The 25,363-nt window shown below is 47.8% G+C and carries 25 protein-coding genes; all 25 read right to left on the reverse strand.

The window, feature by feature from the left end:
- Nucleotides 1–162: 162 nt before the first annotated feature.
- A complete protein-coding gene (locus IEX62_RS04035) occupies nt 163–1,290 on the reverse strand; it encodes an MraY family glycosyltransferase (RefSeq protein WP_188774147.1) in 1,128 nt (375 codons plus the stop codon).
- A 112-nt stretch (nt 1,291–1,402) separates the two neighbouring features.
- On the reverse strand, nt 1,403–2,161 hold the full coding sequence (locus tag IEX62_RS04040; protein WP_188774148.1) for a WecB/TagA/CpsF family glycosyltransferase: 759 nt from the start codon (nt 2,159–2,161) through the stop codon (nt 1,403–1,405).
- Nucleotides 2,162–2,168: 7 nt separating this feature from the next.
- Entirely contained in the window at nt 2,169–3,422 is a 1,254-nt protein-coding gene (gene csaB / locus IEX62_RS04045) for a polysaccharide pyruvyl transferase CsaB (RefSeq protein ID WP_188774149.1), read from the reverse strand.
- Nucleotides 3,395–5,422, reverse strand: a complete 2,028-nt coding sequence (locus IEX62_RS04050; protein ID WP_188774150.1) for a DUF5693 family protein — start codon at nt 5,420–5,422, stop codon at nt 3,395–3,397. The genes csaB and IEX62_RS04050 overlap by 28 nt, the downstream gene beginning before the upstream one ends.
- A gap of 187 nt (nt 5,423–5,609) precedes the next feature.
- On the reverse strand, nt 5,610–7,325 hold the full coding sequence (locus tag IEX62_RS04055) for a phospho-sugar mutase (protein ID WP_188774151.1): 1,716 nt from the start codon (nt 7,323–7,325) through the stop codon (nt 5,610–5,612).
- Nucleotides 7,326–7,390: 65 nt separating this feature from the next.
- Nucleotides 7,391–7,828, reverse strand: coding sequence for a 3-hydroxyacyl-ACP dehydratase FabZ (gene fabZ / locus IEX62_RS04060; protein WP_188774152.1), 438 nt, complete (start codon nt 7,826–7,828; stop codon nt 7,391–7,393).
- Nucleotides 7,829–8,016: 188 nt separating this feature from the next.
- The gene (locus IEX62_RS04065) at nt 8,017–8,322 is read right to left on the reverse strand and encodes a DNA-directed RNA polymerase subunit beta (protein WP_188774153.1); all 306 of its coding nucleotides are present in this window, start codon (nt 8,320–8,322) and stop codon (nt 8,017–8,019) included.
- Nucleotides 8,315–9,166, reverse strand: a complete 852-nt coding sequence (locus tag IEX62_RS04070; protein ID WP_188774154.1) for a flagellar hook-basal body protein — start codon at nt 9,164–9,166, stop codon at nt 8,315–8,317. Before IEX62_RS04070 ends, IEX62_RS04065 begins: the two co-directional genes overlap by 8 nt.
- A gap of 36 nt (nt 9,167–9,202) precedes the next feature.
- On the reverse strand, nt 9,203–10,084 hold the full coding sequence (locus tag IEX62_RS04075) for a flagellar hook-basal body protein (RefSeq protein ID WP_188774155.1): 882 nt from the start codon (nt 10,082–10,084) through the stop codon (nt 9,203–9,205).
- 133 nt (nt 10,085–10,217) lie between these two features.
- The gene (locus IEX62_RS04080) at nt 10,218–11,216 is read right to left on the reverse strand and encodes a rod shape-determining protein (protein ID WP_188774156.1); all 999 of its coding nucleotides are present in this window, start codon (nt 11,214–11,216) and stop codon (nt 10,218–10,220) included.
- A 413-nt stretch (nt 11,217–11,629) separates the two neighbouring features.
- Complete coding sequence (murA, locus tag IEX62_RS04085) at nt 11,630–12,994, reverse strand: UDP-N-acetylglucosamine 1-carboxyvinyltransferase (RefSeq protein ID WP_188774157.1); 1,365 nt, start codon at nt 12,992–12,994, stop codon at nt 11,630–11,632.
- Between the two features lie 318 nt (nt 12,995–13,312).
- A complete protein-coding gene (locus IEX62_RS04090) occupies nt 13,313–13,561 on the reverse strand; it encodes a DUF1146 family protein (protein ID WP_188774158.1) in 249 nt (82 codons plus the stop codon).
- A gap of 320 nt (nt 13,562–13,881) precedes the next feature.
- On the reverse strand, nt 13,882–14,298 hold the full coding sequence (locus IEX62_RS04095) for a F0F1 ATP synthase subunit epsilon (protein ID WP_188774159.1): 417 nt from the start codon (nt 14,296–14,298) through the stop codon (nt 13,882–13,884).
- Nucleotides 14,299–14,331: 33 nt separating this feature from the next.
- The gene (gene atpD / locus IEX62_RS04100; RefSeq protein ID WP_188774160.1) at nt 14,332–15,732 is read right to left on the reverse strand and encodes a F0F1 ATP synthase subunit beta; all 1,401 of its coding nucleotides are present in this window, start codon (nt 15,730–15,732) and stop codon (nt 14,332–14,334) included.
- Nucleotides 15,733–15,858: 126 nt separating this feature from the next.
- Nucleotides 15,859–16,725 carry an ATP synthase F1 subunit gamma gene (atpG, locus tag IEX62_RS04105; RefSeq protein WP_188774161.1) on the reverse strand — a complete coding sequence of 289 codons (867 nt, stop codon included), beginning with the start codon at nt 16,723–16,725 and terminating at the stop codon, nt 15,859–15,861.
- A gap of 288 nt (nt 16,726–17,013) precedes the next feature.
- Complete coding sequence (gene atpA, locus IEX62_RS04110; RefSeq protein WP_188774162.1) at nt 17,014–18,525, reverse strand: F0F1 ATP synthase subunit alpha; 1,512 nt, start codon at nt 18,523–18,525, stop codon at nt 17,014–17,016.
- Nucleotides 18,526–18,543: 18 nt separating this feature from the next.
- On the reverse strand, nt 18,544–19,089 hold the full coding sequence (locus tag IEX62_RS04115) for a F0F1 ATP synthase subunit delta (RefSeq protein WP_188774163.1): 546 nt from the start codon (nt 19,087–19,089) through the stop codon (nt 18,544–18,546).
- Nucleotides 19,086–19,571 carry a F0F1 ATP synthase subunit B gene (gene atpF, locus IEX62_RS04120; protein WP_188774164.1) on the reverse strand — a complete coding sequence of 162 codons (486 nt, stop codon included), beginning with the start codon at nt 19,569–19,571 and terminating at the stop codon, nt 19,086–19,088. Before atpF ends, IEX62_RS04115 begins: the two co-directional genes overlap by 4 nt.
- A gap of 150 nt (nt 19,572–19,721) precedes the next feature.
- Nucleotides 19,722–19,946, reverse strand: a complete 225-nt coding sequence (atpE, locus tag IEX62_RS04125; RefSeq protein ID WP_188774165.1) for a F0F1 ATP synthase subunit C — start codon at nt 19,944–19,946, stop codon at nt 19,722–19,724.
- A 146-nt stretch (nt 19,947–20,092) separates the two neighbouring features.
- Complete coding sequence (gene atpB, locus IEX62_RS04130; protein WP_188774166.1) at nt 20,093–20,893, reverse strand: F0F1 ATP synthase subunit A; 801 nt, start codon at nt 20,891–20,893, stop codon at nt 20,093–20,095.
- Nucleotides 20,886–21,305 carry an ATP synthase subunit I gene (locus tag IEX62_RS04135; protein ID WP_188774167.1) on the reverse strand — a complete coding sequence of 140 codons (420 nt, stop codon included), beginning with the start codon at nt 21,303–21,305 and terminating at the stop codon, nt 20,886–20,888. The genes atpB and IEX62_RS04135 overlap by 8 nt, the downstream gene beginning before the upstream one ends.
- Nucleotides 21,298–21,543, reverse strand: coding sequence for an AtpZ/AtpI family protein (locus IEX62_RS04140; protein WP_188774168.1), 246 nt, complete (start codon nt 21,541–21,543; stop codon nt 21,298–21,300). Before IEX62_RS04140 ends, IEX62_RS04135 begins: the two co-directional genes overlap by 8 nt.
- Nucleotides 21,544–21,711: 168 nt before the next feature.
- The gene (gene wecB, locus IEX62_RS04145) at nt 21,712–22,884 is read right to left on the reverse strand and encodes a non-hydrolyzing UDP-N-acetylglucosamine 2-epimerase (protein WP_188774169.1); all 1,173 of its coding nucleotides are present in this window, start codon (nt 22,882–22,884) and stop codon (nt 21,712–21,714) included.
- A 20-nt stretch (nt 22,885–22,904) separates the two neighbouring features.
- Nucleotides 22,905–23,534 carry a uracil phosphoribosyltransferase gene (gene upp, locus IEX62_RS04150; protein ID WP_188774170.1) on the reverse strand — a complete coding sequence of 210 codons (630 nt, stop codon included), beginning with the start codon at nt 23,532–23,534 and terminating at the stop codon, nt 22,905–22,907.
- A gap of 575 nt (nt 23,535–24,109) precedes the next feature.
- Nucleotides 24,110–25,360 (reverse strand): serine hydroxymethyltransferase, encoded by a 1,251-nt coding sequence (gene glyA / locus IEX62_RS04155; RefSeq protein WP_284446341.1) that lies wholly within the window; start codon nt 25,358–25,360, stop codon nt 24,110–24,112.
- Nucleotides 25,361–25,363 lie beyond the last annotated feature (3 nt).

Consider the following 25,363-nt stretch of genomic DNA (forward strand, 5'->3'; position numbering starts at 1 on the left):
AGAAGCGAATACATATATAATAGAAGAAACTCGTTTTATTTTGTTCGTCCCTTCTCTGTTGACACCAAAAAAGCCTCCGCATCGGTGCTATACGCATCGATGTGGAGGCTTTCCATATCAAGACTTGGTGTTTAGTTTGAAATGGTTGATTGGCAATTTACATTAAGGCTTACTACCACGTGTTGGATCAGGCTTTACGCGCAGGCGTGCAATAAGATCTAGCAAAGGCCGCTTCGTTTGGCCGACAAGACCGATCAGTTCAGCACCGATCTGCATTACGAACATCATCACACAGATGACGGCAAAGGTAACCCAGTTGGCGTCATTCAAAGCTGCCGAAGACTGGATAATTGCCAGTACACCGAAGAATGCTGCGATTCCGTAGATCAGCAATACCGTTTGGCGATGGCTGAGTCCAAGCTCACGCAAGCAATGATGCAGGTGACCTTTATCCGGTGCAAAAATCGGCTTCTTATGTACCCAGCGACGAATAATAGCGAAGAACGTATCCGACAAAGGTACGCCGATAATAATCAGCGGTGTAATAAACGAGACGACTGCGATCTGTTTGAACCCTAGCAGGGACAGCATCGCAAGACTGAAGCCAAGGAACAAGGAACCCGTATCACCCATGAAAATTTTGGCTGGGTGGAAGTTGAAATACAGGAATCCGACAATCGCGCCTAACAGCAGTACACAAAGCAGTGCAACTGGATAGTTGCCCATAATCAATGACATCGTAAAAATACTACCGATCGCAATAGCGGAAACACCAGCTGCCAGTCCATCCAGACCGTCAATCAGGTTAATGGCATTCGTTACACCGACAATCCAGAAGATCGTAAGCGGAATCGAAATCCAGTTTTCCAGAGCGAAATAATTATCCTGAAAAGGAATATCTACAAAATCAACACGAATACCGTATCCAAATACAACTGTGCATGCAGCGACGAGTTGTCCGATCAGTTTCACTTTGGCTGACAGCTCGAAGCGGTCATCCAATACACCGATCAGTACAATGATAGAGCCTGCAGTAAAGAAGGCTTTCATGAAATTGGCATCACGGGCAGGAAGATCAAAAGGCAAGAACGGCAACACAACCAGAAATGCAATGACTAGAGCTAGGAAAATTCCTAGACCGCCCATACGTGGCATAATACGTGTGTGCACCTTGCGAGCATTCGGAACATCAACTGCTCCAATTCGAATCGCAAACCTTTTGACGAGTGGTGTAAGAACAAGCGCCAAAGCGAGCGCCAGCACAAACCCAAGAATACAAACGATTAACATTTGGCTTTTCGACCCCCAATTTATCTCACGGAGCCAATTATACTCCGTTCGAATCTAAACACCAAGCTTTTTTTGACGATTTTCCAGCTGATTTTGCAAAAAAAATGATGATTTACTGCACTTTTGTTACACTTTCCTTATCTTTGAGCACTTTTACAGCAAATTTGGGCAGCACAAGCATTCGCTTATAACGGTGTGGCTCCTTTAATAGACGGTAAAACCATTCCATTCGCATCTTCTGAAATAATACCGGCGCCCGTTTGGATCTGCCGGAGATAATATCGAAGCTGCCGCCAACTCCCATCATAATCGGTACACCTAGCTCTTGCTTGTATTTGCCAATCCATGGTTCCTGCGTATCCAGACCGCGTGCCACAAACAGTATGTCTGGATTGGCCTCGCGAATGGCTGCGATCACCTCAGCATCCTGATCGGGCCCAAAGAAGCCGTCACGATAGCCTGCAATCACAGTACCCGGATATAAACTTTGTAACCGAGCCGCTGTATCCTGAATCACGTCCAGCGAGGAGCCGAGCAGATAAACCTTCCAGCCGCGCTGCTGTCCAAGATCCATCAAGCGATGCAGTAGATCAAATCCAGCTACACGCTCCGCTACCGGTTGTCCGCATGTCGAAGCTGCCCATACAAGACCTGCTCCATCGGGAACGAGTAGCTCTGCATTTTTCATCACTTGCATGTATTGAGGCTGCTCAAGTGCAGTCATAATCATAATCGGATTGGCCGTAATAATCTGATTCGGTTGCCGCTGTTCGATAAGATGCTCAACATGGCGTACCGTATCATCCATATTTAGTTTGGAAACATTCAGACCGTAGATCGGTACAGTCGGAATGGTAGACGATGCATTCATGTACAGATCACCTTTGTCCTAAAAAATAATGAGCGATAAATTGCGCTGGCTGTGCAGCATCCTGCTTAAGCGCTGCAATATATGGAGCTTTTGCCTGCTTCCACTCTGCTGTTGTATCCAGCACATGCAGCATATCGTTCAGTAAACGTTCCGACTGCACGGCTTCGCTCGTACCGGACGGCTCAATCGCAAGTCGATTTAAAAACTGATCGATCTTCGGATCGTAGGAAATACCCAGTAGCGGTACATGCTGAGATGCTGCATAAATGAGACTGTGCAGACGCATTCCCAGCACTAGATCGCAGCGACTGACCTCTGCCAGCATTTGCTGTGGATCTACTACCTGTTCGGCGGTGCTGATCGTACTGCCAGATGCACGAACATCGCCGATTCGTTCGATAACATAAGCAGAAGCCTGCTCATCCTCTGGTAAATGAAATGGCAGAAAACGTAAATGTACCGGACGCTGGCTTGCCAGCTGTTTGAGTGCATCAGCAATGCCATGTAGCTCACGGCGCTGCTTATCCCAGAAGCGAAGCGAGATTCCAATAAGTGGTACAGTGTTAGCAACAGATTCGCTGTTTTCGTTCGAATCCACTGCATTGCTGTCCACAGCTAAAGGTATCATATCATTTTCGGTAGCATGATGACCAGTTTCTGTGACTTTAGCCATGTTCATTTGATTCTCTCCGACTGGCTGTGAAGCTGTAGAGACTATATTTTCAGGCAAAGGCAAGCCCATAACTGGATCAGCTACTACTGTAATACGACTCGGGTCCAATCCCATTTTGCCCAGTAAGGCAGCTGATTCCTGATCGCGTACTGAAACATAGGCACTCTTGCGGAATACATTACGAATCCATTTGAAAAAGAAACCTTTTTCAACGGGTCCTACACCCTGTGCATAGATGAATACCGGCTTACGTGCCCACTGTGCGATATGGATAATGCCAAGGTAATAAGGAATGGTCAGCGGACCGGTTGCATCCTGAAGCAGGCTTCCCCCACCGCTAATCATACCATCGCTTTCCTTCATCAATGCACGGATCTCACCCAGCTTCATCCGGTGCACCGAGCGCACACCGTACATACGTGCTGTCCATTCCGGATCATTAGACAGTACAACAGGGACGATTGTAATCCCTGCTGCCTGCCCTTGCTGAGCAAGAGAGTTCAGAATAGATTTGAGTACAGCTTCATCCCCGCTATTTCGAAATCCATAATAGCCGGAAATTACGATTTGAACAGAGACGGAGCCCATTTACGCCAACACCTTTCGATAATTTGCCAGATCACAATCGCCACGAGTCCAAGCACCAGACCCAGCGCCATACCGAGCAAACCGCGAGTTAACGAGATCAGTACAGGTGAGTGGATATGGGCAAATGTATCGACCATCGACAATTGTCCAATCGAAGCAATGATCAGCAGATAAATCGCCTGACGGTATTTCGCAGCGATAAAGATACCTACAATAAAGATCGGATGTGCCATCAAAAATTCCTTGTTACGTGGACGAACATTAAATAGTCCTTCCAGTGCGTTACGGAAATGCATTTCAAGCGGAGATACCGTTCCTGCATTACCTGTACGGGACAGATAATACATGCCCACTACACCGACAATTCCGAGTACGATGACCCAGGTTAATGTGATCGGACGTGTAAGCAGCTTACGAATGCCTGCAAAGCCAAAGCTTTCTTTGCCACGATAAAAGGCAATATACAGTGCAGTCAGTGCGATTGGTGCAAAGTGCAGCAGGCTGACCCCACGGAATTGATTAATAACGAGCTGATACGTAATATCGTCCAGCAAGCCGATGATGAACAGTGCTCCAGTCAGCGACCACAGTGAGGTACGCAGGAAGAGTAATATGGACTGACCGACTCGCTTACCTACGGTCAGACTGCTTCTCGACTCATACATAAGGTCTACAGCCTTCACGGCATAGATCATGGCAATTGTCGGAATACTGATCGCTGCCAGTAAGGCTACACCCTGCTCCAATAGCAAGGATTTGTGAATCGCGATCAAGCCGGCACTACCAATCAAGCCGAGTACGAATACAGCCAGTGTGAGTTTACGTACAAAGTAGTACGCCAGCAGCGCGATGGCTGCAATAGCACCGATCAGTACAATCAGTTTCACATAGCGCTCCATCGGGAAGGTGTGCACATCACGAGCAACAGCAGGTCCCAATGTAAAGCCATTCTTTTGAATATCCTGAATCGCATGCCCTTTCTCTTGCAAACTCAAAATTACATTGTCGATCGAATTCGTCATCGCTGCCTTCGTGGTATCACGAGAAACAGCCAGATTGATATACATCATACGAATATTACGGTCTTTACTTGCCAGTACAAAGCGATCAGCTACCGTAATCGGATCCAGCTGTGAATCCGCCTGACTCAGTGAGTACAAGCGTACCACATTGTAGTTATTCAAATAAGCTAGCTTGCTAAAGCCATCCTGCGGCTTTTTCAAGTTCTCGATCGCGGCAATGGCAAGGTTATGCTTTTTCAGCAGCGATGCAAAGGCTGTGATCGTATGCTTTTCGATATCGTCATTAAAGCCGGTCACGCTAGCCCCATCAAACAGAAGGGTTTTAACGCCATAGGTCGTAAACTCATCCAGCATTTCTGACATCACATTTTGATTGTAAGGTAGCGCATCATTCAAACGCGGCACGATCTGGAAGCCCATATCATGCAGCATTTTCATTGCTACAGGATCAGGATCAAGCGGCTTCAAGCCTGCATCATCTGTCGAGGTTTGGATTACCAGACCAGGCAGATTCTGATACGTCCACGAGGAAACCGGAATTGCCAGTGAGTTAAATACGCGCTCCAATACAGGGCGAAGCATTTCTTCATTCTCTTTGCTCGTAAATTGAACATACGTAAAATTATCATTGAGTGGAATCACCTGATTTTGGCGATTAGCCACATCCGCAGAACTATACACATGCAGTCGACCAGAGGATTGCAGCTCAGGCAGATTACTCTGATACAAGGCTACAGAGCCGACTCCGGCATTTTTAAGCAATTGCAGCTGCTCCCTGATATAATCCTGGGGATGAGGCTGATACGACGCAATAGAAATCAGATCACGATAGTTGAATACAAACTCTACATTTTGGGACGTGTGCTCTGTCTGGATACGGCTGTACGCCACCGGTAAGGATGCAACCATCCCAATAATAACCAGTATCCATAACCATTTTGCAGAACGATTGTTCCAATGTTGCCATTTCTGAACCACTCAAGTACCTCCTTAATAATTCCGTTACCCCCATCTGACAAAAGGACTCTTCTGACGCTGGGCATAACGAATGGTTCCGTCATCAGAGTACGCGTCTGACAACGGAACCTCTTCATTCATCTGCTTTATTATATACTGTTTGTTCGCTTAAAGCCTACACTCAATTCCACTTCTATCAAAATAAAAATCAACCGTCAACGCGACTCATTACCGCTTGCTTGAGTCCATTCATGCGTGCTTCGGAATCGCTCAAGGAATCTCCGCGTACCGCAAAGTATACTTTGATCTTGGGCTCGGTGCCAGATGGACGCAGGCAGAACCATGAACCATCCTCCAGCATAAATTTCAGTACATTTTCCTTTGGCAATCCATTCAGTCCTTTAGAGTAATCGAGCGCTTCTGTTACCTTCACGCCTCCGATTTCGGCTGGACTGTTGCTACGCCAGTCTTCCATAATCGCTTGAATCTGTGCTACGCCGTCTTTTCCTTTTAGCGTACGGGATTCGAGACTTTCCTGGAAATAACCAAACTGGGTATACAGCTCTTGCAGCACGTCATACAATGTTTTGCCCTGTTGCTTGTAGTAAGCCGCTGCTTCACTGATCAGCAGTGCAGCTACAACCGCATCTTTATCACGTGCATAGTTGCCAGCCAGGTAGCCATAGCTTTCCTCATAACCGAACAGGAATGTATGCTCACCTGTTTGCTCGAACTGGTTCATTTTCTCGCCGATATATTTGAAGCCTGTCAGCGTATTGTATACCGTAGCGTTATAATGCTCTGCAATCGCAGCACCCATCTCGCTCGTTACGATCGTTTTTACGACTGCACCATTCGCTGGCAGCTTGCCTTGCTCCTGCAATTGACCCAGATAATAATGGATCATGATCGCACCGGATTGGTTACCTGTCAGAACAAAATACTTGCCATTATTGTCCTTCACGACTGCTCCCATACGGTCACTATCTGGATCGGTACCGATCAGAATGTCTGCTCCGATCTTCTCACCCAGCTCAATGGCGAGTGTGAACGCTTCGCGTTCTTCCGGGTTTGGCGATTTTACTGTGCTAAAATTACCATCTGGCTCCTGCTGCTGCTCAACGATCGTTACGTTAGTGAAGCCCAGACGCTTCAATCCTTCTTTGACCGGACGATAGCCTGTACCATGCAGCGGTGTATAGATAATGTTCAGATTTTGACCTGCTTCACCAGCAAGCAGCTCACGATTCACACTGATCGAAGTGACCGTATCCAGAAACGCCTGATCCTCATCGTCACCGAGCCATACAAGCAATCCTTGCTGCTCCGCTGCTTCGCGCTCTACACGCTTGATGTTCGCAAATGAAGACACCTGACGAATCTGCTCGATGACTTGCTCTGCTTCATGTGGTACCAGCTGTCCGCCACTCGCATTGTATACTTTGTAGCCGTTATACTCCGGTGGGTTGTGACTTGCTGTAATCACAATACCGCCCGTTGCTTTCAGATGACGAACGGCAAAGGAAAGCTCTGGTGTGGAACGCAGCGATGGGAATAGCTTTGCAACGATACCGTTACCTGCAAGTACCAGTGCAGCTTCCAGTGCAAACTCAGGCGAAAAGTGACGAGAGTCATGCGCGATGACAACCGATGGCTTGTCCGCTCCCGTATGTACTGACAAAATATACTCCGCCAGACCCTGTGTCGCCCGGCCAACTGTATAGCTGTTCATCCGGTTGCTGCCTGCCCCGATTACACCGCGCAGACCCCCTGTACCAAATTCCAGATCTCTATAAAAACGGTCTTCCAGTTCGGATACCTGTCCATCCAGGCTTTGCAGCTCTTGTTTGGTCTGCTCGTCAATCGACGGATCGCCCAGCCATTGATCCAGGTTATGCTTTGCTTGTTCGCTAAGTGTTGTCATTATATCCATCCCTTCTCTACCCGTTAGTATGGTACAACCTATCCAATATGTGTTTTTCTTACCGATCAGGCTTTTTCCGGATCCGTAAGGGCAAACATAATTTCGCCTTCAACAACGACCTTGCCGTCTACTGTAGCGACAGCACGACCTTTACCGATCGATGCTTTCATACGTGTAATTTCCACTTCAAGACGCAATGTATCACCTGGTACAACCTGTCCACGGAAACGGACACCGTCAATACCAGCAAACATTGCCAGCTTGCTGCGGTTTGCTTCTACTTTCAGAATAGCAGCGGCGCCAACCTGTGCCAGTGCCTCCACAATCAGCACACCCGGCATGACCGGATAGCCTGGGAAATGACCCGTGAAAAACGGTTCATTCATCGTCACATTTTTAATACCAACTGCCCGTTTGCCTTCTTCCAGCTCCAGCAGTCGATCCACCAGCAGAAATGGCGGGCGGTGTGGAATGATTTCCTGAATTTGCTGTATATCGTACATGCAGATAAAACTCCTCTCATCCAGCGTCCATCGAAGACGTGGAATCCATAGTAGGGAATACGCTTCAAGCGCTTGCTCAGCCTGAAACGAACCATTACGCCTGGTCAGGCATTCCACATCATTATAACGGTTTCGGCATAAAAAATAAAACTCCTGCAAAAGCAGGAGTTTTGAATAAGATGCTTTATTTATGGTGCGTAAACAAGCTGGAAAACATGAGCCCATGTTTCGGGATATAATACGTCAGCAATGCTATGATGTCCAAGCACGGAATAGCCTACAGTCATTCCGATTACCAGAGCAGCCGCGAATCCGACCAACACGAGCATAAATTGCAGAGTTTTCATCCCTGCCGAGCGGGCAGTAGCTGCTGGCTTTTTCTCCTGCTCACGCTCTTTCGATTCGGAAGCTTCCGGTCTGCGTGTTAGCTTCCGATTCGGTGCAGCCTTTTGCGTTTTAGCTGCTTCCTGAATTGCTGAACGACGACTAGGCACGGAGCGAATTCGTGATGTTCATCATTTGATCACTCGATGACAGCGCACGTGCAGCCAGCTGGTACGCACGTTGTACATTAATCATGTCTGTCATCTCATTGCTCAGGTCAACGTTCGAGCCTTCCAGATAACCCTGACGAATCTGGGTATCTGCGGACATCACGCCAGCAACCTGATTACGCTGCATATTAGCTGGCAATGTGAAGAAATTGCCGTCCATTTGGTACAGACCTTCTGGATGAACAATGCGATCCACACCGATACGCATTGGACGTTGTACATCCTGACCATTAACCGTTACGGTCTTGGTCGCGATTTTCACACGGCCTTGAGCATCAGTCGAACGGATAACGCCTTTATCATCAATATCAATTTTCGTTTTAGCAGGAACTTTGACGGGCTGTCCATCCTGATCAAGTAACAGATAGCCTTGATCTGTGGCCATATACGCATTGTTCGGTTCATTGGCTACAGGCACATAGTGAAAGGAACCCTCGCGAGTCCAGCCTTCTTTACCATCTGCGCTCACGCGGAACATTGCATCCCCTTGAATCGCAAGGTCAGTTGGGCTATCTGTCTGATGTAGCTCACCCTGAGACATATTGCGAGTCACTTCACCCATACGTGCACCAAAGCCAATATTGTAGCCACTCGCTGTGATACGGCCTGGCAAGCGCGAAGCTGCTCCAGGCTGTTGCTTCACAACAGTGAATACATCCTCAAATGTAGCATCTTTGCTTTTGTAACCTACCGTATCCGAGTTGGCAATATTATCCGACACAACGCCCAGCTTTTGTTGAATACCGCTCATCGCCACCATGGCGCTGATCATGGAGTTGTTCATTATTGACCTCCTTTGATTGACAGTTGCTTCATCCTATTATACACGACCGACTTCGTTAACGGCTTTATCCAAGCTTTTATCATAAAATTGAATCACTTTTTGGTTCGATTCATAGGCACGCAGTGCAGCATTCAATTCAACCATCGATGCTGCTGCATCTACCGTAGAGCCTTCCAGATAGCCCTGACGAATCTCTACGTTGTCGCCTGCTTGCAGCTGTCTAACACCCGCTGTAGCTGGATTATTCACAGTAAACAATCCATCCCCTGTGCGCGTCATCAGACCCGGCTGATTCACTACGGTAATGCCGATCCGTCCAACTTCACCGCCAGTAGCCTTCGCTGTAATAATACCGCGCGAGTCTACATTGTAATCCTCCATCGAGCCTTGCAGCGTGATTGGATTCCCTGTTGTGCCCAGCACGGGATTCCCTGTTGTCGTTAACAGATTACCTGCACCATTCAGGTGGAAATTACCATCACGAGTATAACCTGTATTACCGTCTTTACCTGTAACGGTAAAAAAGGCTTGCGGACGATACGTTACTGTACCGTTCGGTGCTACATATTTGCCAGAAGCGTCGAAAGGAATATTTTGTCCGGTTGCTGGATCAGCCAGATTGATTTCCGATACGATTGCAAAATCATCTGCCGAATCGGTAGGATGTACATCGCCCTGTACGTTCATCGATACACTTTCCTCAGCCAGTACACCTGTGTTAATGCGACCGATCTGCCGATTCGTCATGCCCTCATCGCCATTACTGAGCGACAGCAGCATGTCTGGAAACGCACGTTCAATACTATCCACCTGCTTGTAGCCTGGCGTATTGATGTTTGCAATATTCTGTGTGACCGTATCATGACGACGTTGCTGAGTAATCATTCCCGACGCGGCAGTATAAAGACCTCTTAGCATGTACCGGATACTCCTCTCAACTTTAAAAATTCCGTTCCGACGCTTATCTATATTATCCATTCATCATATCCGACAATTGACGGCCATCACCCGACTACGCGGAATGTGCCTGTTACGTATTATATCGGTTGGCTTAGAACTTTTTTTTAGAGACTTTATCCAGATTATTCAACATTAATCCAGTTCCTTTAACGACGCAATGCATTGGGTCTTCAGCTACAAGGACAGGAACATGAAGCTCCTGGGAAAGCAACTCTTCCAGACCATCCAATAATGCGCCACCGCCTGTCAAAATGACACCGCGATCAATAATATCTGCTGACAGCTCAGGTGGAGTCTGCTCCAGTACGAGCTTCGCCGAGCTAACGATCGACGAAATGGTATCTGCCAGTGCATTTTGCACTTCGTTTGCCGTAATGGTCACTGTTTTTGGTAGACCGGATACCATATCACGACCACGAATATCCATCTCACGCTGAATGCCATTTGGACGAACCGTTGCAATATTGATTTTGATATCCTCGGATGTACGCTCACCAATCATCAGCTTGTATTCATTTTTGATATAACGCATGATTGCTTCATCAAAGCGATCGCCCGCTACCTTCAACGAAGAAGAAGTTACAATATCGCCCATCGACAATACCGCGATATCTGTCGTACCGCCACCGATATCGATTACCATGTTACCGCTCGGCTCGAAAATGTTCATGCCTGCACCGATTGCAGCAGCCTTCGGCTCAGCTTCCAAAAATACTTCCTTCGCACCGCTACGTTCAGCTGCTTCACGAATCGCTTTTTGCTCCACAGAAGTAATATTGGTCGGTGCACAAATTAAAATGCGCGGATGACTGTACCAGTTACGCGCGCCTACTTTGTTAATAAAATATTTCAGCATCGTTTCCGTCACTTCAAAATCAGCAATGACGCCATCGCGCAGTGGACGAATCGCCACGATATTCCCTGGCGTTCTACCGATCATACGGCGTGCTTCCTCGCCTACTGCAAGTACACGCTTGGTGTCCGTCTCCAGTGTCACAACGGAAGGTTCATCCAGAACTACACCTCTGCCTTTCACATGAATGAGCACATTCGCTGTACCCAGATCAATTCCGATATCCTTGCTAAACATGTCAAGAGCCTCCAAAAGTCGTATTTCCGGTAAAAGAGTCTCTTATCACCACACCGTCAGGGCGAATTCACCAACATAGCTGTCTGAATCAGTGGCGGATGCCATTTATCTCAGAATTCGCATTTCGTCCAAATGCTCAGATCGTCAAACTCTAATCACGGTCAATCTTTATTAAAATTAGCATACTTGATACACGTATTCAACGCTATTATATGACAAATCCCTGTAGAAGAGGGCGAATGTTCGGAAATCAGCATATTTCCACATAAAAAGACCGGACACAAGGTCCGGCCTGTTCATTTAACTATGAAAATTGACTGTACGCTGCAACTGCACAGCAGCAAGGTGTCTAATCAACAAAGCGTTCAGTGCGCATTACCAAATCGCTTACGAGTCACCTGCATTACTGGCGATTAAACGCCAGTTGGCTGTACGTTCAGTACAGGAGTACCTGTGAGCTTAGGCTGGCTGGCTACTTCTTCCGAAGCAGCAGGAGCTGCTACAGCTGGCTTCGCTTCTTCGTCTTCCAGACGCCAGATGTTCGCGCCCAGACCGGAAAGCTTTTCTGCCAGATGCACATATCCACGATCAATATGATGCGTACCGCCAACCTCAGTTGTGCCTTCTGAAACCAGACCTGCACAAATGAGAGCTGCGCCTGCACGTAGATCGGTCGCACATACTTTTGCACCTACAAGAGCTGCACCGCCCGTTACGATCGAAGTTCTGCCTTCGATACGAATACCAGCATTCATCAGGTTAAATTCATCGACATGCATAAAGCGGTTTTCGAAGACGGTTTCTGTAATAATAGAAGTCCCTTCGGAAGCCAGCATTAGCGCCATCATTTGCGCCTGCATATCGGTTGGGAAACCTGGATAAGGCAATGTTTTCACGTCCACAGCACGCAGTGGATGATTAGCAACGACACGCACACCATTTTCGTCTGGTGTGATCTCAACGCCCATTTCTTCCATTTTCGCAATAACAGGGCCGAGGTGATCGGCAATCGCGCCTTCTACGTATACATCTCCACCTGTGATTGCAGCAGCAACCATGTACGTGCCTGCTTCGATACGGTCAGGAATAACCGTATGCTCGGTTCCGTGGAGCTTCTCCACACCCTCGATACGGATCACACCTGTACCAGCACCGCGTACTTTTGCACCCATGCCGTTCAAGAAATTAGCCAGGTCTACAATTTCAGGTTCCTTGGCTGCATTCTCAATCGTTGTGATGCCTTCAGCCAGTGTCGCAGCCATCATAATATTCTCGGTTGCGCCTACGCTTGCTACATCCAGATAGATTTTCGTTCCACGCAGTCTACCGTCACATTTGGCTTCGATGTAGCCCTGTCCCAGATTAATCTGAGCGCCCATCGCTTCAAAGCCTTTCAGATGCTGATCAATCGGACGAGTTCCGATCGCACAACCACCTGGCAGCGAGATACGAGTTTGACCAAGACGAGTCAGAAGCGGACCCATGACCAGGAACGAAGCACGCATCTTACTTACCCATTCATATGGTGCTTCACAGGAAGTTAGCTCCTGTGCATCCACATGGATCGTCTCGTTCTGGTATGTAACCACAGCTCCCAGCGATTCCAATACTTTGTTGATTGTCATTACATCGTCTAGGGAAGGTGCTTCATGAATAATACTTGCACCTTTTTCTCCCAGTAAAGAGGCAGCAATAATCGGGAGAACTGAATTCTTAGCTCCGCTTACCTTGACATTCCCTGTCAATCGCTTGCCACCGCGGACGATAAATTTGCTCATTAGGTTTCCCTCCGCGCGTCATTTTGCTTGTACGGCATAATAAGTGGTTGTGAATAGTAAGGTGAACATGGCGGTGGCGGTGATCCTGCTGACTGACTATGAAGTGCCTGCCTGTGTATTATGCTATTCGGTTCCGTTTTAAGATGCCTATTGCATGTAAATGTTAATAGTTGATGTTGTGATTAGTGTTCCAGTGACAGTTCAATACAATCATTAAAAGCAATAATGAACATAATTAAAAAGCATGTTTTGCATTGCAGTGGCTATTCCGCAGTACGCTAAATAAGCCTAAAACAGTTATAACCGTTATCACCGTGTTCAAAACATGAAACGGAGCGCTTGCGTCCACTGAAGATAATCCAGTAAAAACGCAGATACGAAATGCCCAAGCACAATCGCTAGTAGTAGATGAAGCATTTTACCAGCAGCGCTCTTGGGATGACGAACTAGCAGGTCAAACTTGAAATTTTGCAATGCCCACCATGAAAGACCTATGCAAAGCAGCGAGATGATAATCGATAGCAAACCGTTTGTGCCAACAGCGGCTCCCGCATCTACTGTATTCATCAGCTCACAGCCTCCTTACAGAAATTACTTAGCAATCAGCCTTTAACACGGACTATTCTATAATACTTGCCCTTTCGCAAAGAATCCAGTCCCAAATTTACAAATTTCGCCGTATTCTTGTCATATTTATTCATTTGCTGAAAATATTCATAGATTATGCGTCTTTTTCGCGCGTAATTGCGGTTTTTTCTGGATTGTGCTGTCTGTATGATACACTTCTTCGCAATCCGCTTCTCCCCTATTATGGGTCTAAACACCTAGCAAGCACCCGCTTAAAATATAAACAGCCGGACCGCATAAGACGGACCGGCTTGTTTGTATTATCGGTTTTCACCCGAAGAAGATACTTTGATACGGTTCATGGCACGCTGTAGCGCAAGCTCAGCACGACGGAAGTCGGTATGATCCTGGCTGGAACGGTTGTTCAGACGGCGTTCGGCACGCTCTTTGGCAGCGCGTGCGCGCTCCACATCGATATCGTTCGCTCGTTCAGCACTTTCTGCAAGTACGACTACTTTATCTGGACGCACTTCGAGAAATCCACCTTGAATCGCAAAGTTTGTTCTTTTGTTGCCAGCCTGAAATACCAGCGGAGCCACTTTAAGCGGCGTTACCGTTGGAATATGACCGGCGAGAACTCCCATTTCACCGTCTACACCTGTCGCAATCAAACGATCCACCTGTTCGGAGAAGACCATGCGCTCCGGTGTAACGATCTCCAGTAAAAACGTGCTCACTTTCATCCCTCCTCACGTTTTGCAGGCATTCTCTTACAGTGTTTTCGCTTTCTCCACTGCTTCCTCGATTGTGCCTACAAAGAGGAATGCTGCTTCTGGAAGCTCATCGTGTTTACCATCCAGAATCTCTTTGAAGCTACGTACTGTTTCTTTAACAGGCACGTAGCAGCCTTTGATACCGGTAAACTGCTCGGCAACGTGGAAAGGCTGGGACAGGAAACGCTGAATTTTACGCGCGCGCGCAACAGTCAGCTTATCTTCCTCACTCAGCTCGTCCATACCGAGGATCGCGATGATATCCTGCAATTCACGATAACGAGCCAGAATGCGCTGTACGCCCTGAGCTACGTTATAGTGCTCTTCGCCGACAACCTCAGGTGTCAGGATACGAGAGCTGGATGCCAGTGGGTCAACCGCAGGGAAGATACCCATCTCGGAAATTTTACGCTCCAGGTTCGTCGTTGCATCCAAGTGAGCAAACGTTGTTGCTGGAGCCGGGTCAGTATAGTCATCCGCAGGCACGTAGATCGCCTGAATGGATGTAACCGAACCTTTTTTAGTGGAAGTGATACGCTCTTGCAGCTGACCCATCTCCGTAGCGAGGGTTGGCTGGTAACCTACCGCAGACGGCATACGTCCGAGCAGTGCGGATACTTCAGAACCCGCTTGTGTAAAGCGGAAGATATTATCGATGAACAGAAGTACGTCTTTACCTTCTTGATCACGGAAATACTCAGCCATTGTCAAACCAGTCAGGGCAACGCGCAGACGCGCACCTGGAGGCTCGTTCATTTGACCGAATACCATTGCTGTTTTGCTGATAACGCCAGAGTCTTTCATCTCGTGGTACAGGTCATTACCTTCACGAGTACGCTCACCAACACCGGAGAATACGGAGATACCACCGTGTTCCTGAGCGATGTTGTTGATCAGCTCTTGAATTGTTACCGTTTTACCTACGCCGGCACCACCGAACAGACCGATTTTACCGCCTTTTGCATAAGGTGCAAGCAGGTCGATAACTTTGATCCCTGTTTCAAGCATTTCTGCCTGTGTGGACAGCTCATCGAATTTTGGTGCTTCACGGTGAATTGGGTTGTGAACCTCAGCTACCACGTCACCCGCTTCATCGATTGGCTGACCGAGTACGTTAAATACACGGCCCAGTGTTACGTTACCTACTGGTACGGAGATTGGTCCGCCCAGATCCTGTACTTCCAGACCACGTACAAGACCGTCAGTGGAAGACATGGCAATACAACGCACCATGTTATCACCCTGGTGGTTGGATACTTCAAGCGTCAGGTCGATTTTGTTACCGTTATCCAGTGTCACATCGACTTTGAGCGCGTTCAGAATTTCCGGCAATTGTCCACGTTCAAATTCAACGTCAACGACCGGACCCTGAATACTTACAACGCGTCCTTTGTTCATTATCGTTTTCCCTCCTACTGACTTACTGTATACAACAAATATGGGTTAAGCGAACCTGCGCCATTTCGTCCTGCGCAGCGGATCGCCTTTAAACTGTTATGCTATGCACGAGTGTGCAGACAATTGTTAGCTTTGAGCGTTCGCGCCCGCAACAATCTCCGTTATTTCCTGGGTAATTGCTGCCTGACGTGCACGGTTGTAAACGAGTGACAGATCATTGATCATCTGCGAAGCGTTCTTCGTTGCGCTGCCCATTGCTGTCATACGCGCGCCCTGCTCACTTGCCTTGCCTTCCAGCAATGCTTCGTAGATAAGTGTTTGTGCGTATTTTGGAAGCAGCTCAGCAAGTACCTCTTCCGCAGATGGCTCGTATTCATAGCTTGCCGCAAGCGTACTTTTCTCCATGCTGCCTGTATCCATCGGAAGCAGCAGCGCAGAGGTTGGTGTCTGTGTCAATGCGTTTACAAATCGGTTATAACATACGTAGAGCTCATCATAACGACCTTCTTCGTAGCCCTGGATCGCTGCCTGAGCAAGCGCCTTAATATCAGCATACGTAGGGAAGTCTGTCAGCTCAGTTACCGTATCCGTAACCGACATGCTGCGACGACGGAAGTAGTCGCGGCCTTTACGTCCGATAACGAACAGTTCGCATTCGCGACCTTCATTCTGGTGCTGGCGAATTTCGTTGCTCACGTGACGCAAAATGTTGGCATTATAACCACCAGCCAGACCACGGTCAGATGTTACGATCAGATAAGCAACACGCTTAACCGGACGCTTATCCAGCATTGGATGCTTGATCCCTTTTGTACCCGCAGCAATGCTTGTGACCACTTCACGCAGCTTTTCCGAATAGGGACGTGCAGATTCTGCTTTCTCCTGTGCTTTACGCAGCTTGGAGGCAGCTACCATCTCCATCGCCTTCGTGATTTGCTTCGTGTTCTGGACACTTTTGATTTGCCTTTTAATCTCACGCATACCTTTAGCCATATGTTTCACCACCTTAACCTTTGAATCCCGTTCAAAGTCATGCGGTCAGCTGCCGCACAGCCTGTGGCCGGGCTCGGGAGTCCCTTGTCTGACCAAAAACAGTGACTTCTGCAAACATGCCGCAGGTCAGTTGGCATAGCTAGCCATCCTGACCTGTAGATGCCTGTCTGACAGGAATACGAGCAGAAGCAAGCTTCTACTTCGTAATCCCTGTTATATCGTTGTAGCGTTAAGGCATCGCCTTATTCGCTGATTGGAAAATGGTCGGCTAGATTTCCTCAGATGAAATCAGCTTGTTGCAAAGCCTTTTTTGAACGCTTGGATCGCTTCCACCAGCGCAGCTTCGTTATCTGCTGTCAGATCCTTTGTATCGCGGATCGACTTCAGTACGTGATCGTGCTGGCTAGTCATGAAGGACAGGAACTCGGACTCAAAGCGACGGACATCAGCCACAGGAATATCATCCAGATGACCTTTAACCGCTGTGTACAGACTCACAACCTGTTGTTCAACAAGCAGTGGCTGGTTAACGCCCTGTTTCAGAATTTCCATCATACGCGCACCACGGTTCAGACGCGACAGTGTCGATTTATCCAGATCGGAACCGAACTGTGCGAAAGCTTGCAGCTCACGATATTGTGCGAGGTCCAGACGCAGTGTACCGGCAACTTTTTTCATTGCCTTGATCTGTGCGGAACCACCAACACGGGATACCGAGATACCAACGTTGATCGCTGGGCGTTGACCTGCATAGAACAAGTCAGCTTCCAGGAAGATCTGTCCATCCGTGATGGAGATTACGTTAGTTGGGATATAAGCGGATACGTCGGAAGCCTGTGTTTCGATAAATGGCAGTGCCGTCAGGGAACCGCCACCACGCTCATCACTCAGCTTCGCTGCACGTTCCAGCAAACGAGAATGCAGGTAGAAAACGTCACCCGGGAATGCTTCGCGACCCGGTGGACGACGGAGCAGCAAGGACAGCTCACGGTATGCAGCAGCTTGCTTGGACAGATCATCATAGATGATCAGTGCATGCTCGCCCTTATACATGAAGTACTCGCCCATTGCGCAACCTGCGTATGGAGCTATGTACAGCATTGGAGAAGGATCGGAAGCCGATGCCGTCACGATGATCGTGTATTCCAATGCACCGTGACGGCGCAGTGTTTCCACTACCTGTGCTACTGTGGATTGCTTTTGACCGATAGCAACGTAAATACATTTTACGCCCTGGCCTTTTTGGTTAATGATCGCATCGATCGCAACCGAGGTTTTACCTGTTTGACGGTCACCGATGATCAACTCACGCTGACCGCGACCGATTGGAACCATAGCGTCAATCGCTTTGATACCTGTTTGCATTGGCTCATGAACCGATTTACGGTCGATAACGCCAGGTGCCTGTCCTTCAACCGGACGAGTTTCGGTAGCGTTGATTGGGCCTTTGCCATCAACAGGCTCACCGAGGGAGTTTACAACACGGCCCAGCAGTGCTTCACCAACTGGAACTTCCATGATGCGTCCAGTACGTTTCACCTGGTCGCCTTCACGAATATCTGTATAAGTGCCGAGGATAACGACACCGACGTTGTTCGCTTCAAGGTTCAAAGCCATACCCATTACGCCGTTGGAAAACTCAAGCAATTCGCCTGCCATTGCATTTTGCAGACCATATACGCGGGCAATACCATCGCTTACCTGGATAACGGTACCGACTTCTACAACTTCAATATCGCTCTTGTATTGCTCGATTTGACTTTTAATCAATGTACTGATTTCTTCAGGTCTGATACTCAAGTCAGTCCCTCCTGTCTCTTATGCTTGTCTCCGAAAAGACTTTTCCAGACGCTCCAGTTTACCGGAAACGCTGCCGTCATACAGCTTATCGCCGATGACTACTTTGAGTCCGCCGATCAATGACTCATCAATTACATTTTGTATACGAAGACGCTTGCCCGATAATTGACCAAAAGTTGCTGCAACCTCTGCTTGCTCCTGCTCTGTCAGTGGGAATGGCGTGTATACACGTGCATCCGCAATGTTGAGCGTAGCGCTCACAATGTTATTGTAGCTGCTCAGCAGTTCCGGAAACACCTCATACCGGCCGCGCTCGATCAGCAACAGCAGTGTGCGAAGCAGTGCATCGGAAATTTTGCCTGAGAAGACATTTTCCAGCACCTTTTCCTTATCGGCGAGCGATATATTCGGTGTCGCGATAAAATTACGGAAATCATGATCCGCCGTAAGCGCATCAACAACGGCTTTTAGCTCCTGACCTGTCTCTTCAACACGTCCACTATCGGACGCCGCTTCAAAAAGTGCCTTTGCATAGCGCGATGATACTACAGTATCCCGGCTCATTGTCTAATCCCTACATCTTTCAGGTAGTTATCAACGAGTTGCTCCTGCGCTTTCGGATCAACTTCTTTTTGCAATACTTTAGAAGCGATTTGTACGGAGACAGCACCGATTTCGCTGCGCAGTGCAGCCACGGCTTTGTTTTTCTCAGTTTCGATATCGCGTGCAGCCTCATTTTTAAGACGCAGCGACTCTTCTTTTGCCTGGTTGATCAGTTGCTCAGCCTGGCTGTTGCTCGTTTGACGAGCTTGCTCAATGATATCCTGAGCATCTTTGCGTGCTTGCTGCAACGCTGCTTTTTGTTCTTCTACAAATTGAGTTGCCTGATTGCGCGTCTGAGCTGCTTCGTCCATTTGTTGCTTGATCAGTTCACGGCGCTTTTCCATCACCGAAAACAGCGGACCAAATGCATAACGGTTCAAGAGCCAGTAAAGGATCAGAAACGCGACGATCACGATCACAAGGTTAGTCCATTCAAAATGCAAATCAGTTCACTCCTTCCCCGAAACTTCCAAATCGAAATAACATGATATTTAATGAAGAAACTAGCCGAATCTTATATCTTCACGCACACATACGCTAAAAAGAAGGCGCGGATGGCTGTGGCCTTCCCCGCCAGTTCGTTTGTCCTTTGTTTATGCAGCAGCGTAGAAAATGAACGCCAGTACTACACCGATGATTGGCAGTGCCTCTACCAGACCTACACCGATAAACATTACCGTTTGCAGTGTGGATTTTGCTTCTGGTTGACGAGCGATACCTTCTACTGTTTTACTTACGATCAGACCGTTACCAATACCTGCGCCCAATGCGCCCAGACCTACGGCGATAGCTGCCGCCAGAAATGCTAATGCTCCCATTGAAAAAATCCTCCTTAGAGTGTGTGAATTATTATTTATGTTGAGCCCGGTATGAAGGGATATCCAACTTCCGAACTGTGAAACCAGTTACAAAAAACCATCAGACCACGCTATTCAAAATGCATTCTCAAAAGTCGATAATGAGTTTAATGATCCTCATCCGTCTCCAGCGATTGCGATATGTATACCATAGCCAGAATGGTAAAGACAAAGGCCTGGATTGTACCAACAAAGATACTGAATCCTTGCCATACGATCAAGCCGAGTACAGAGGCAACTGCCCCTACCCCAAACCACAGTGTCGACATTTTGAGCAATACGGAAATCAGAACCTCACCGGCAAAAATATTACCGAATAGACGCATTCCGTGTGTCAACAGTTTGGAGAACTGCTCGATCAGGTTAATTGGGAAGAAGAAGAAGAACGGTTTGAAGTAGTGACCGAAATAGTGCTTCGGATTCTTCACAATACCCAGGAAGTGAACCAGAACGAATACGATCAGTGCTAATCCCATTGCGGACGCAGCGTCAGCGGTTGGTGATTTCCACCAGCCTACTTCCACATACTCCTTGCCTGAATTCAGGCCATCAAGAACCGTTGTGAGCGGCAATCCGAAGAAATTAGCTGCTGCTGGGTCTGTATACTTGAATGGAACGACAAGCGGTAGACCGAGCATGTTACTGACAAAAATGAACATAATTAATGTCAGACCGAGCGATAAGAACGGTGCTCCCTTTTTGTAGTCCATTGTACTGGAGATCAAACCCTGTACGAACTCAACTACCCATTCCATAAAGTTTTGCAGCTTACCTGGATTCTCTACCGATAGATTGCGAGTAGCAAGCTTCGCCAGTGCGAATACAATGATACCACTTACAATTACGGTTAGAATCAGTGCGAGGTCAAACTTTAAGCCTGCAATCTGAACTATCGGTGCTTCATGCATTTTTCTCACCCCTTTCGTTGTCGGAGTCTAGCTTCTTTTCGCGACGAGAAAGGATAAAGCCGATAACGACAAGCGCAAACGGTGCAAATACCAGACTGCCCGCAAGGGCATGAATCTCAAATACCTGCGGAAATTCGACAGCCAAAACCACAGCCCCAATCGAAAAAGCCGCTCGTTGCGCAAAGCCCAAGCCTTTGAATCTTTTCCCAGTGCCGCTTGCTGCTTCATCGGTCATCTTTTGAACCTTACGCGCCAGATACTTTGTATTCACAAAGCTGACGGCAGAACCCACAATCAGACCAAAAGCAATCGAACGATAGTCCGGAAGAATAGCGACAGATAAAAAGCAAAGGGCAAGAAAACCAAAGGTGGTCCGGGTCAGCCAATAAATGTAACTTGGTATTTCATTCATTCGGGTCCCCCACTATTTTCTTAATAATGACAATGATGCCTACGATTCCTACAGCCAATCCTGTAAGCACGCCTACGGCGATTCCAATTCCGGAACCATTCCATAAGCGATCCAGCCAGGAGCCGAACCAGAATCCGGCGAGTGTACATACAGTCAGATCGATGCCAATTGCACTTACCAGTCCAACCGCCTTCCATGGCGATGAACCATCCGGTTTGCGCTGCTGTTGTTCTGTCATTATACACTCCACCCTCGGAATCCCAGTTCATTGTACTGAATCGTTCAAGTCTTTGTCAAACCATTTCGCTTTAGCACTTTAACGCAAAGTCTTCACGAATCATTACTTGATACTGCGCGATTAACCGCACGTACCCTACAGTATCACTGTATACTGCAATCCGCTTTTTCACAAGACGGCTTCAGAGCCTTTTTTGAACGTTGTGTGAAATTCTTCAGGACGTTCTTCCAAAATGCCGTAATGGTGCAAAATCGCATTGACAATTCGTTTGGAGGCTTGCCCATCACCGTATGGATTGGCTGCTTCGCTCATCGAAGCATACTGCTCTCCATCGGTGAGCAATGCATGTGTACGCTCGTAAATCTTCGCTTCATCTGTACCCACCAGCTCAAGTGTACCTGCATCGATTCCTTCTGGACGTTCTGTTGTGTCACGCAGCACGAGTACCGGCACACCAAATGAAGGAGCTTCCTCTTGCAAACCGCCAGAGTCCGTCAAAATCAAATGGGTATGCGGATAGAAGTTATGCAGATCAACAACATCCAGTGGATCGATCAGCTTGATGCGCGGATGGTTGCCCAGAATTTCATAGGCTGGCTCCTTCACCGCAGGGCTTGGATGAACTGGATATACAATCGCTACATCCTCAAACTCATCAGCAATACGTTTTACAGCGCGGAAAATATTGCGATGCGGCTCGCCTTGTGATTCGCGGCGGTGAGCTGTCATTAGGATCAGGCGCTTGCCTTCTGCCCATTGCAATACAGGGTGTGTGTAATCAGCTTGTACAGTATATTGAAACACATCCGTTACCGTGTTGCCTGTGATATACACGCTTGACGCAAGCTTATTCTCCTTATGAAGATTACCTGCGGACACAGAGGTCGGCGAGAAATGAAGATCGGCAAGCACACCGGTCAGCTGACGGTTCATCTCTTCCGGGTACGGCGACATTTTGTTCCATGTACGCAGTCCGGCTTCAACATGACCTACGCTGATCTGCTGCATGAATGAAGCATAGCTCGCGAGAAACGTGGTCAGTGTATCGCCATGTACAAGCACGATATCCGGCTTCGCTTCACGCAGCACAGGCTCCAAACCTTGCAGCACACGGATGGAAATTTCATTCAATGTTTGGCGATCCTTCATTACATCCAGATCATAATCCGGTGTAATGTTGAACACTTCCAGCACTTGATCCAGCATTTGACGATGCTGTGCTGTTACACACACAATCGATTCAATATGCTCAGGATGCTTTTGAAGCTCAAGAATTAGTGGTGCCATCTTGATCGCTTCGGGACGAACGCCAAAAATCGTCATTACTTTAATTTTCTTCATGATAATGGTTATACCTCGCTTTATTTAGTTCCGTAGAGACGGTCGCCAGCATCGCCCAGACCCGGTACGATGTAGCCATGATCATCCAGACGCTCATCCAGTGCCGCTACATAAATGTCCACATCAGGGTGGGCATCCTGTACCGCTTTGACACCTTCAGGCGCAGCAATCAGGTTCATCATCTTGATCTGTGTACAGCCACGCTTCTTGAGTACATCGATCGCAGCAATCGCAGAACCACCGGTTGCCAGCATTGGATCGATCACAATCAATTCACGCTCCTGCACGTCTGTTGGCAATTTTACGTAATATTCCACAGGCTGTAGCGTTTGCGGATCGCGGAACAATCCCACATGCCCTACCTTTGCCGCAGGCAGCAGCTTCAGTACGCCATCAACCATGCCCAGTCCAGCACGTAGAATAGGAACGAGGCCGAGCATCCGTCCAGAAATCACTTTACCTTCTGTTCTTACAACCGGTGTTTCAACCGGAATTGACTCGAGTGGAATATCGCGCGTAATCTCGTACGCCATCAAGGTAGCCACTTCATCGACAAGCTCGCGGAACTCCTTCGTGTTAGTGTTCACATCACGAATGAATGTGAGCTTGTGTTGAATTAAAGGGTGATCGCATATCACCAGTTTTGCCATGATTTGTCCCTCCGGTATATGTTCAATAATAACAATGGTAAGTCCCTCTGTTTTGCATATGTAATCACAGACATACTGCACACGATTAAGGACCGGGGAACACGCTTCCCCCCGTAAATCTTGTCTATTATATCATTACCGCAGGTCAATTTCATTAGCAACTCCACTGAATTCATGCAATTCTCGAATCTGATAGTATAACGCTTACAATTTCCAAATCATAGCGCAATCCTACTGAATTCGCCCAGTCTTTACTATTATAATAGTAAATGGCTTGAATGGGGTAAATTATTTTAATTTTTTCAAAAAAATTTATTGGAAAAAGTAGTCTGCTTTTAGCACATAGATTTGCCTCGTATACATCCGCTTTTTATCTAAAAAACGGCTTATTTACTACCATAATAGGAAGATTTCCAATATCCTTTTTTTGTCATATTATACATGAAAATAACGGATACGGACAGCAAATAATATGGATTGCTCCAGAATAGCGCGAAAAGCCAAGCTGAACAAAAAGCCCGCGATCACAACAAGAGAATCCTGTTGGTTGATCGCGGGCTGGATAGGTTAGCGGATTAGTACTTTACTTGCTCGTACAGCGGGAAACGGGAAGTCAGCGCTGCTACATCTTTGCGAGCTTGTGCAAGTACGGTTTCGTCCTTTGGTGCTTTCAGTGTTGCAGCGATAATTTTACCGATCTGCTCCATTGCAGGCTCATCCATACCACGGGAGGTTGCCGCTGGTGTACCCAGACGAATACCGCTTGTGATAAATGGGCTGGTTGGATCAAATGGAATCGCGTTTTTGTTTGTAGTGATACCGATCGAGTCGAGTACATGCTCAGCTTCTTTACCTGTGATGTTCACGCTACGTGTATCTACCAGCATCAGGTGGTTGTCTGTACCGCCAGATACGATTGTCAAGCCTTCTGCGATCAGTGTATCTGCCAGAACCTTCGCATTTTTCACAACTTGCTGTGCATATGTTTTGAACGATGGTTGCAGAGCTTCACCAAAAGCAACTGCTTTGGAAGCAATCACATGCATCAGTGGGCCACCCTGTGTACCTGGGAATACCGCCTTGTCAATCGCAGCTGCCCATGGCTGACGGCACATGATCAGACCACCACGTGGTCCGCGCAGTGTTTTATGTGTTGTAGTTGTTACAAAGTGAGCATGTGGCACCGGGCTTGGATGCTCACCAGCTGCAACCAGACCTGCGATATGCGCCATGTCGACCATGAACAATGCGCCTACATCATTAGCAATCGATGCCAGTGCTTCGAAATCAATCGTACGTGGGTATGCACTTGCACCCGCTACGATTAGACGAGGACGATGCTTGAAGGCTGCTTTGCGAACGTCATCATAATCGATCAGGAAGTTGTCTTCACGTACACCGTAAGCAACAAAGTTGTACAGCAAGCCGGATGCGTTAACCGGGCTACCGTGTGTAAGGTGGCCACCGTGCGCCAGGTTCATACCGAGAACTGTGTCACCTGGTTTGAGTGCAGCGAGATAAACAGCCATATTGGCCTGTGCACCGGAGTGAGGCTGTACGTTCACGTGCTCAGCACCGAACAGTTCTTTAGCGCGATCGCGTGCGATATCTTCGACGATATCCACGTGCTCACAGCCGCCATAGTAACGTTTGCCTGGATAGCCTTCTGCGTATTTGTTCGTCAGTACAGAGCCCATTGCCTCCATAACCGCTTCGCTTACGATATTTTCGGAAGCGATCAGCTCGATATTGTCACGCTGACGTTTCAGTTCCAGTCCCATTGCTTCCAGTACGGCAGGATCGCTGTTTCTCAATTGCTCCATCATTGT

The organism is Paenibacillus hunanensis, from assembly GCF_014645615.1.
Lineage (GTDB): Bacteria > Bacillota > Bacilli > Paenibacillales > Paenibacillaceae > Saccharibacillus > Saccharibacillus hunanensis.

What these genes read in the sequence shown, in the direction of transcription:
- IEX62_RS04035 (WP_188774147.1), bottom strand. Translation starts at nt 1,290, where the DNA reads ATGTTAATCGTTTGTATTCTTGGGTTTGTGCTGGCGCTCGCTTTGGCG.
- IEX62_RS04040 (WP_188774148.1), bottom strand. Translation starts at nt 2,161, where the DNA reads ATGAATGCATCGTCTACCATTCCGACTGTACCGATCTACGGTCTGAAT.
- csaB (WP_188774149.1), bottom strand. Translation starts at nt 3,422, where the DNA reads ATGGGCTCCGTCTCTGTTCAAATCGTAATTTCCGGCTATTATGGATTT.
- IEX62_RS04055 (WP_188774151.1), bottom strand. Translation starts at nt 7,325, where the DNA reads ATGACAACACTTAGCGAACAAGCAAAGCATAACCTGGATCAATGGCTG.
- fabZ (WP_188774152.1), bottom strand. Translation starts at nt 7,828, where the DNA reads ATGTACGATATACAGCAAATTCAGGAAATCATTCCACACCGCCCGCCA.
- IEX62_RS04070 (WP_188774154.1), bottom strand. Translation starts at nt 9,166, where the DNA reads ATGAACAACTCCATGATCAGCGCCATGGTGGCGATGAGCGGTATTCAA.
- IEX62_RS04075 (WP_188774155.1), bottom strand. Translation starts at nt 10,084, where the DNA reads ATGCTAAGAGGTCTTTATACTGCCGCGTCGGGAATGATTACTCAGCAA.
- IEX62_RS04080 (WP_188774156.1), bottom strand. Translation starts at nt 11,216, where the DNA reads ATGTTTAGCAAGGATATCGGAATTGATCTGGGTACAGCGAATGTGCTC.
- murA (WP_188774157.1), bottom strand. Translation starts at nt 12,994, where the DNA reads ATGAGCAAATTTATCGTCCGCGGTGGCAAGCGATTGACAGGGAATGTC.
- IEX62_RS04090 (WP_188774158.1), bottom strand. Translation starts at nt 13,561, where the DNA reads ATGAATACAGTAGATGCGGGAGCCGCTGTTGGCACAAACGGTTTGCTA.
- atpD (WP_188774160.1), bottom strand. Translation starts at nt 15,732, where the DNA reads ATGAACAAAGGACGCGTTGTAAGTATTCAGGGTCCGGTCGTTGACGTT.
- atpG (WP_188774161.1), bottom strand. Translation starts at nt 16,725, where the DNA reads ATGGCTAAAGGTATGCGTGAGATTAAAAGGCAAATCAAAAGTGTCCAG.
- IEX62_RS04115 (WP_188774163.1), bottom strand. Translation starts at nt 19,089, where the DNA reads ATGAGCCGGGATACTGTAGTATCATCGCGCTATGCAAAGGCACTTTTT.
- atpE (WP_188774165.1), bottom strand. Translation starts at nt 19,946, where the DNA reads ATGGGAGCATTAGCATTTCTGGCGGCAGCTATCGCCGTAGGTCTGGGC.
- atpB (WP_188774166.1), bottom strand. Translation starts at nt 20,893, where the DNA reads ATGCATGAAGCACCGATAGTTCAGATTGCAGGCTTAAAGTTTGACCTC.
- IEX62_RS04135 (WP_188774167.1), bottom strand. Translation starts at nt 21,305, where the DNA reads ATGAATGAAATACCAAGTTACATTTATTGGCTGACCCGGACCACCTTT.
- IEX62_RS04140 (WP_188774168.1), bottom strand. Translation starts at nt 21,543, where the DNA reads ATGACAGAACAACAGCAGCGCAAACCGGATGGTTCATCGCCATGGAAG.
- wecB (WP_188774169.1), bottom strand. Translation starts at nt 22,884, where the DNA reads ATGAAGAAAATTAAAGTAATGACGATTTTTGGCGTTCGTCCCGAAGCG.
- upp (WP_188774170.1), bottom strand. Translation starts at nt 23,534, where the DNA reads ATGGCAAAACTGGTGATATGCGATCACCCTTTAATTCAACACAAGCTC.
- glyA (WP_284446341.1), bottom strand. Translation starts at nt 25,360, where the DNA reads ATGATGGAGCAATTGAGAAACAGCGATCCTGCCGTACTGGAAGCAATG.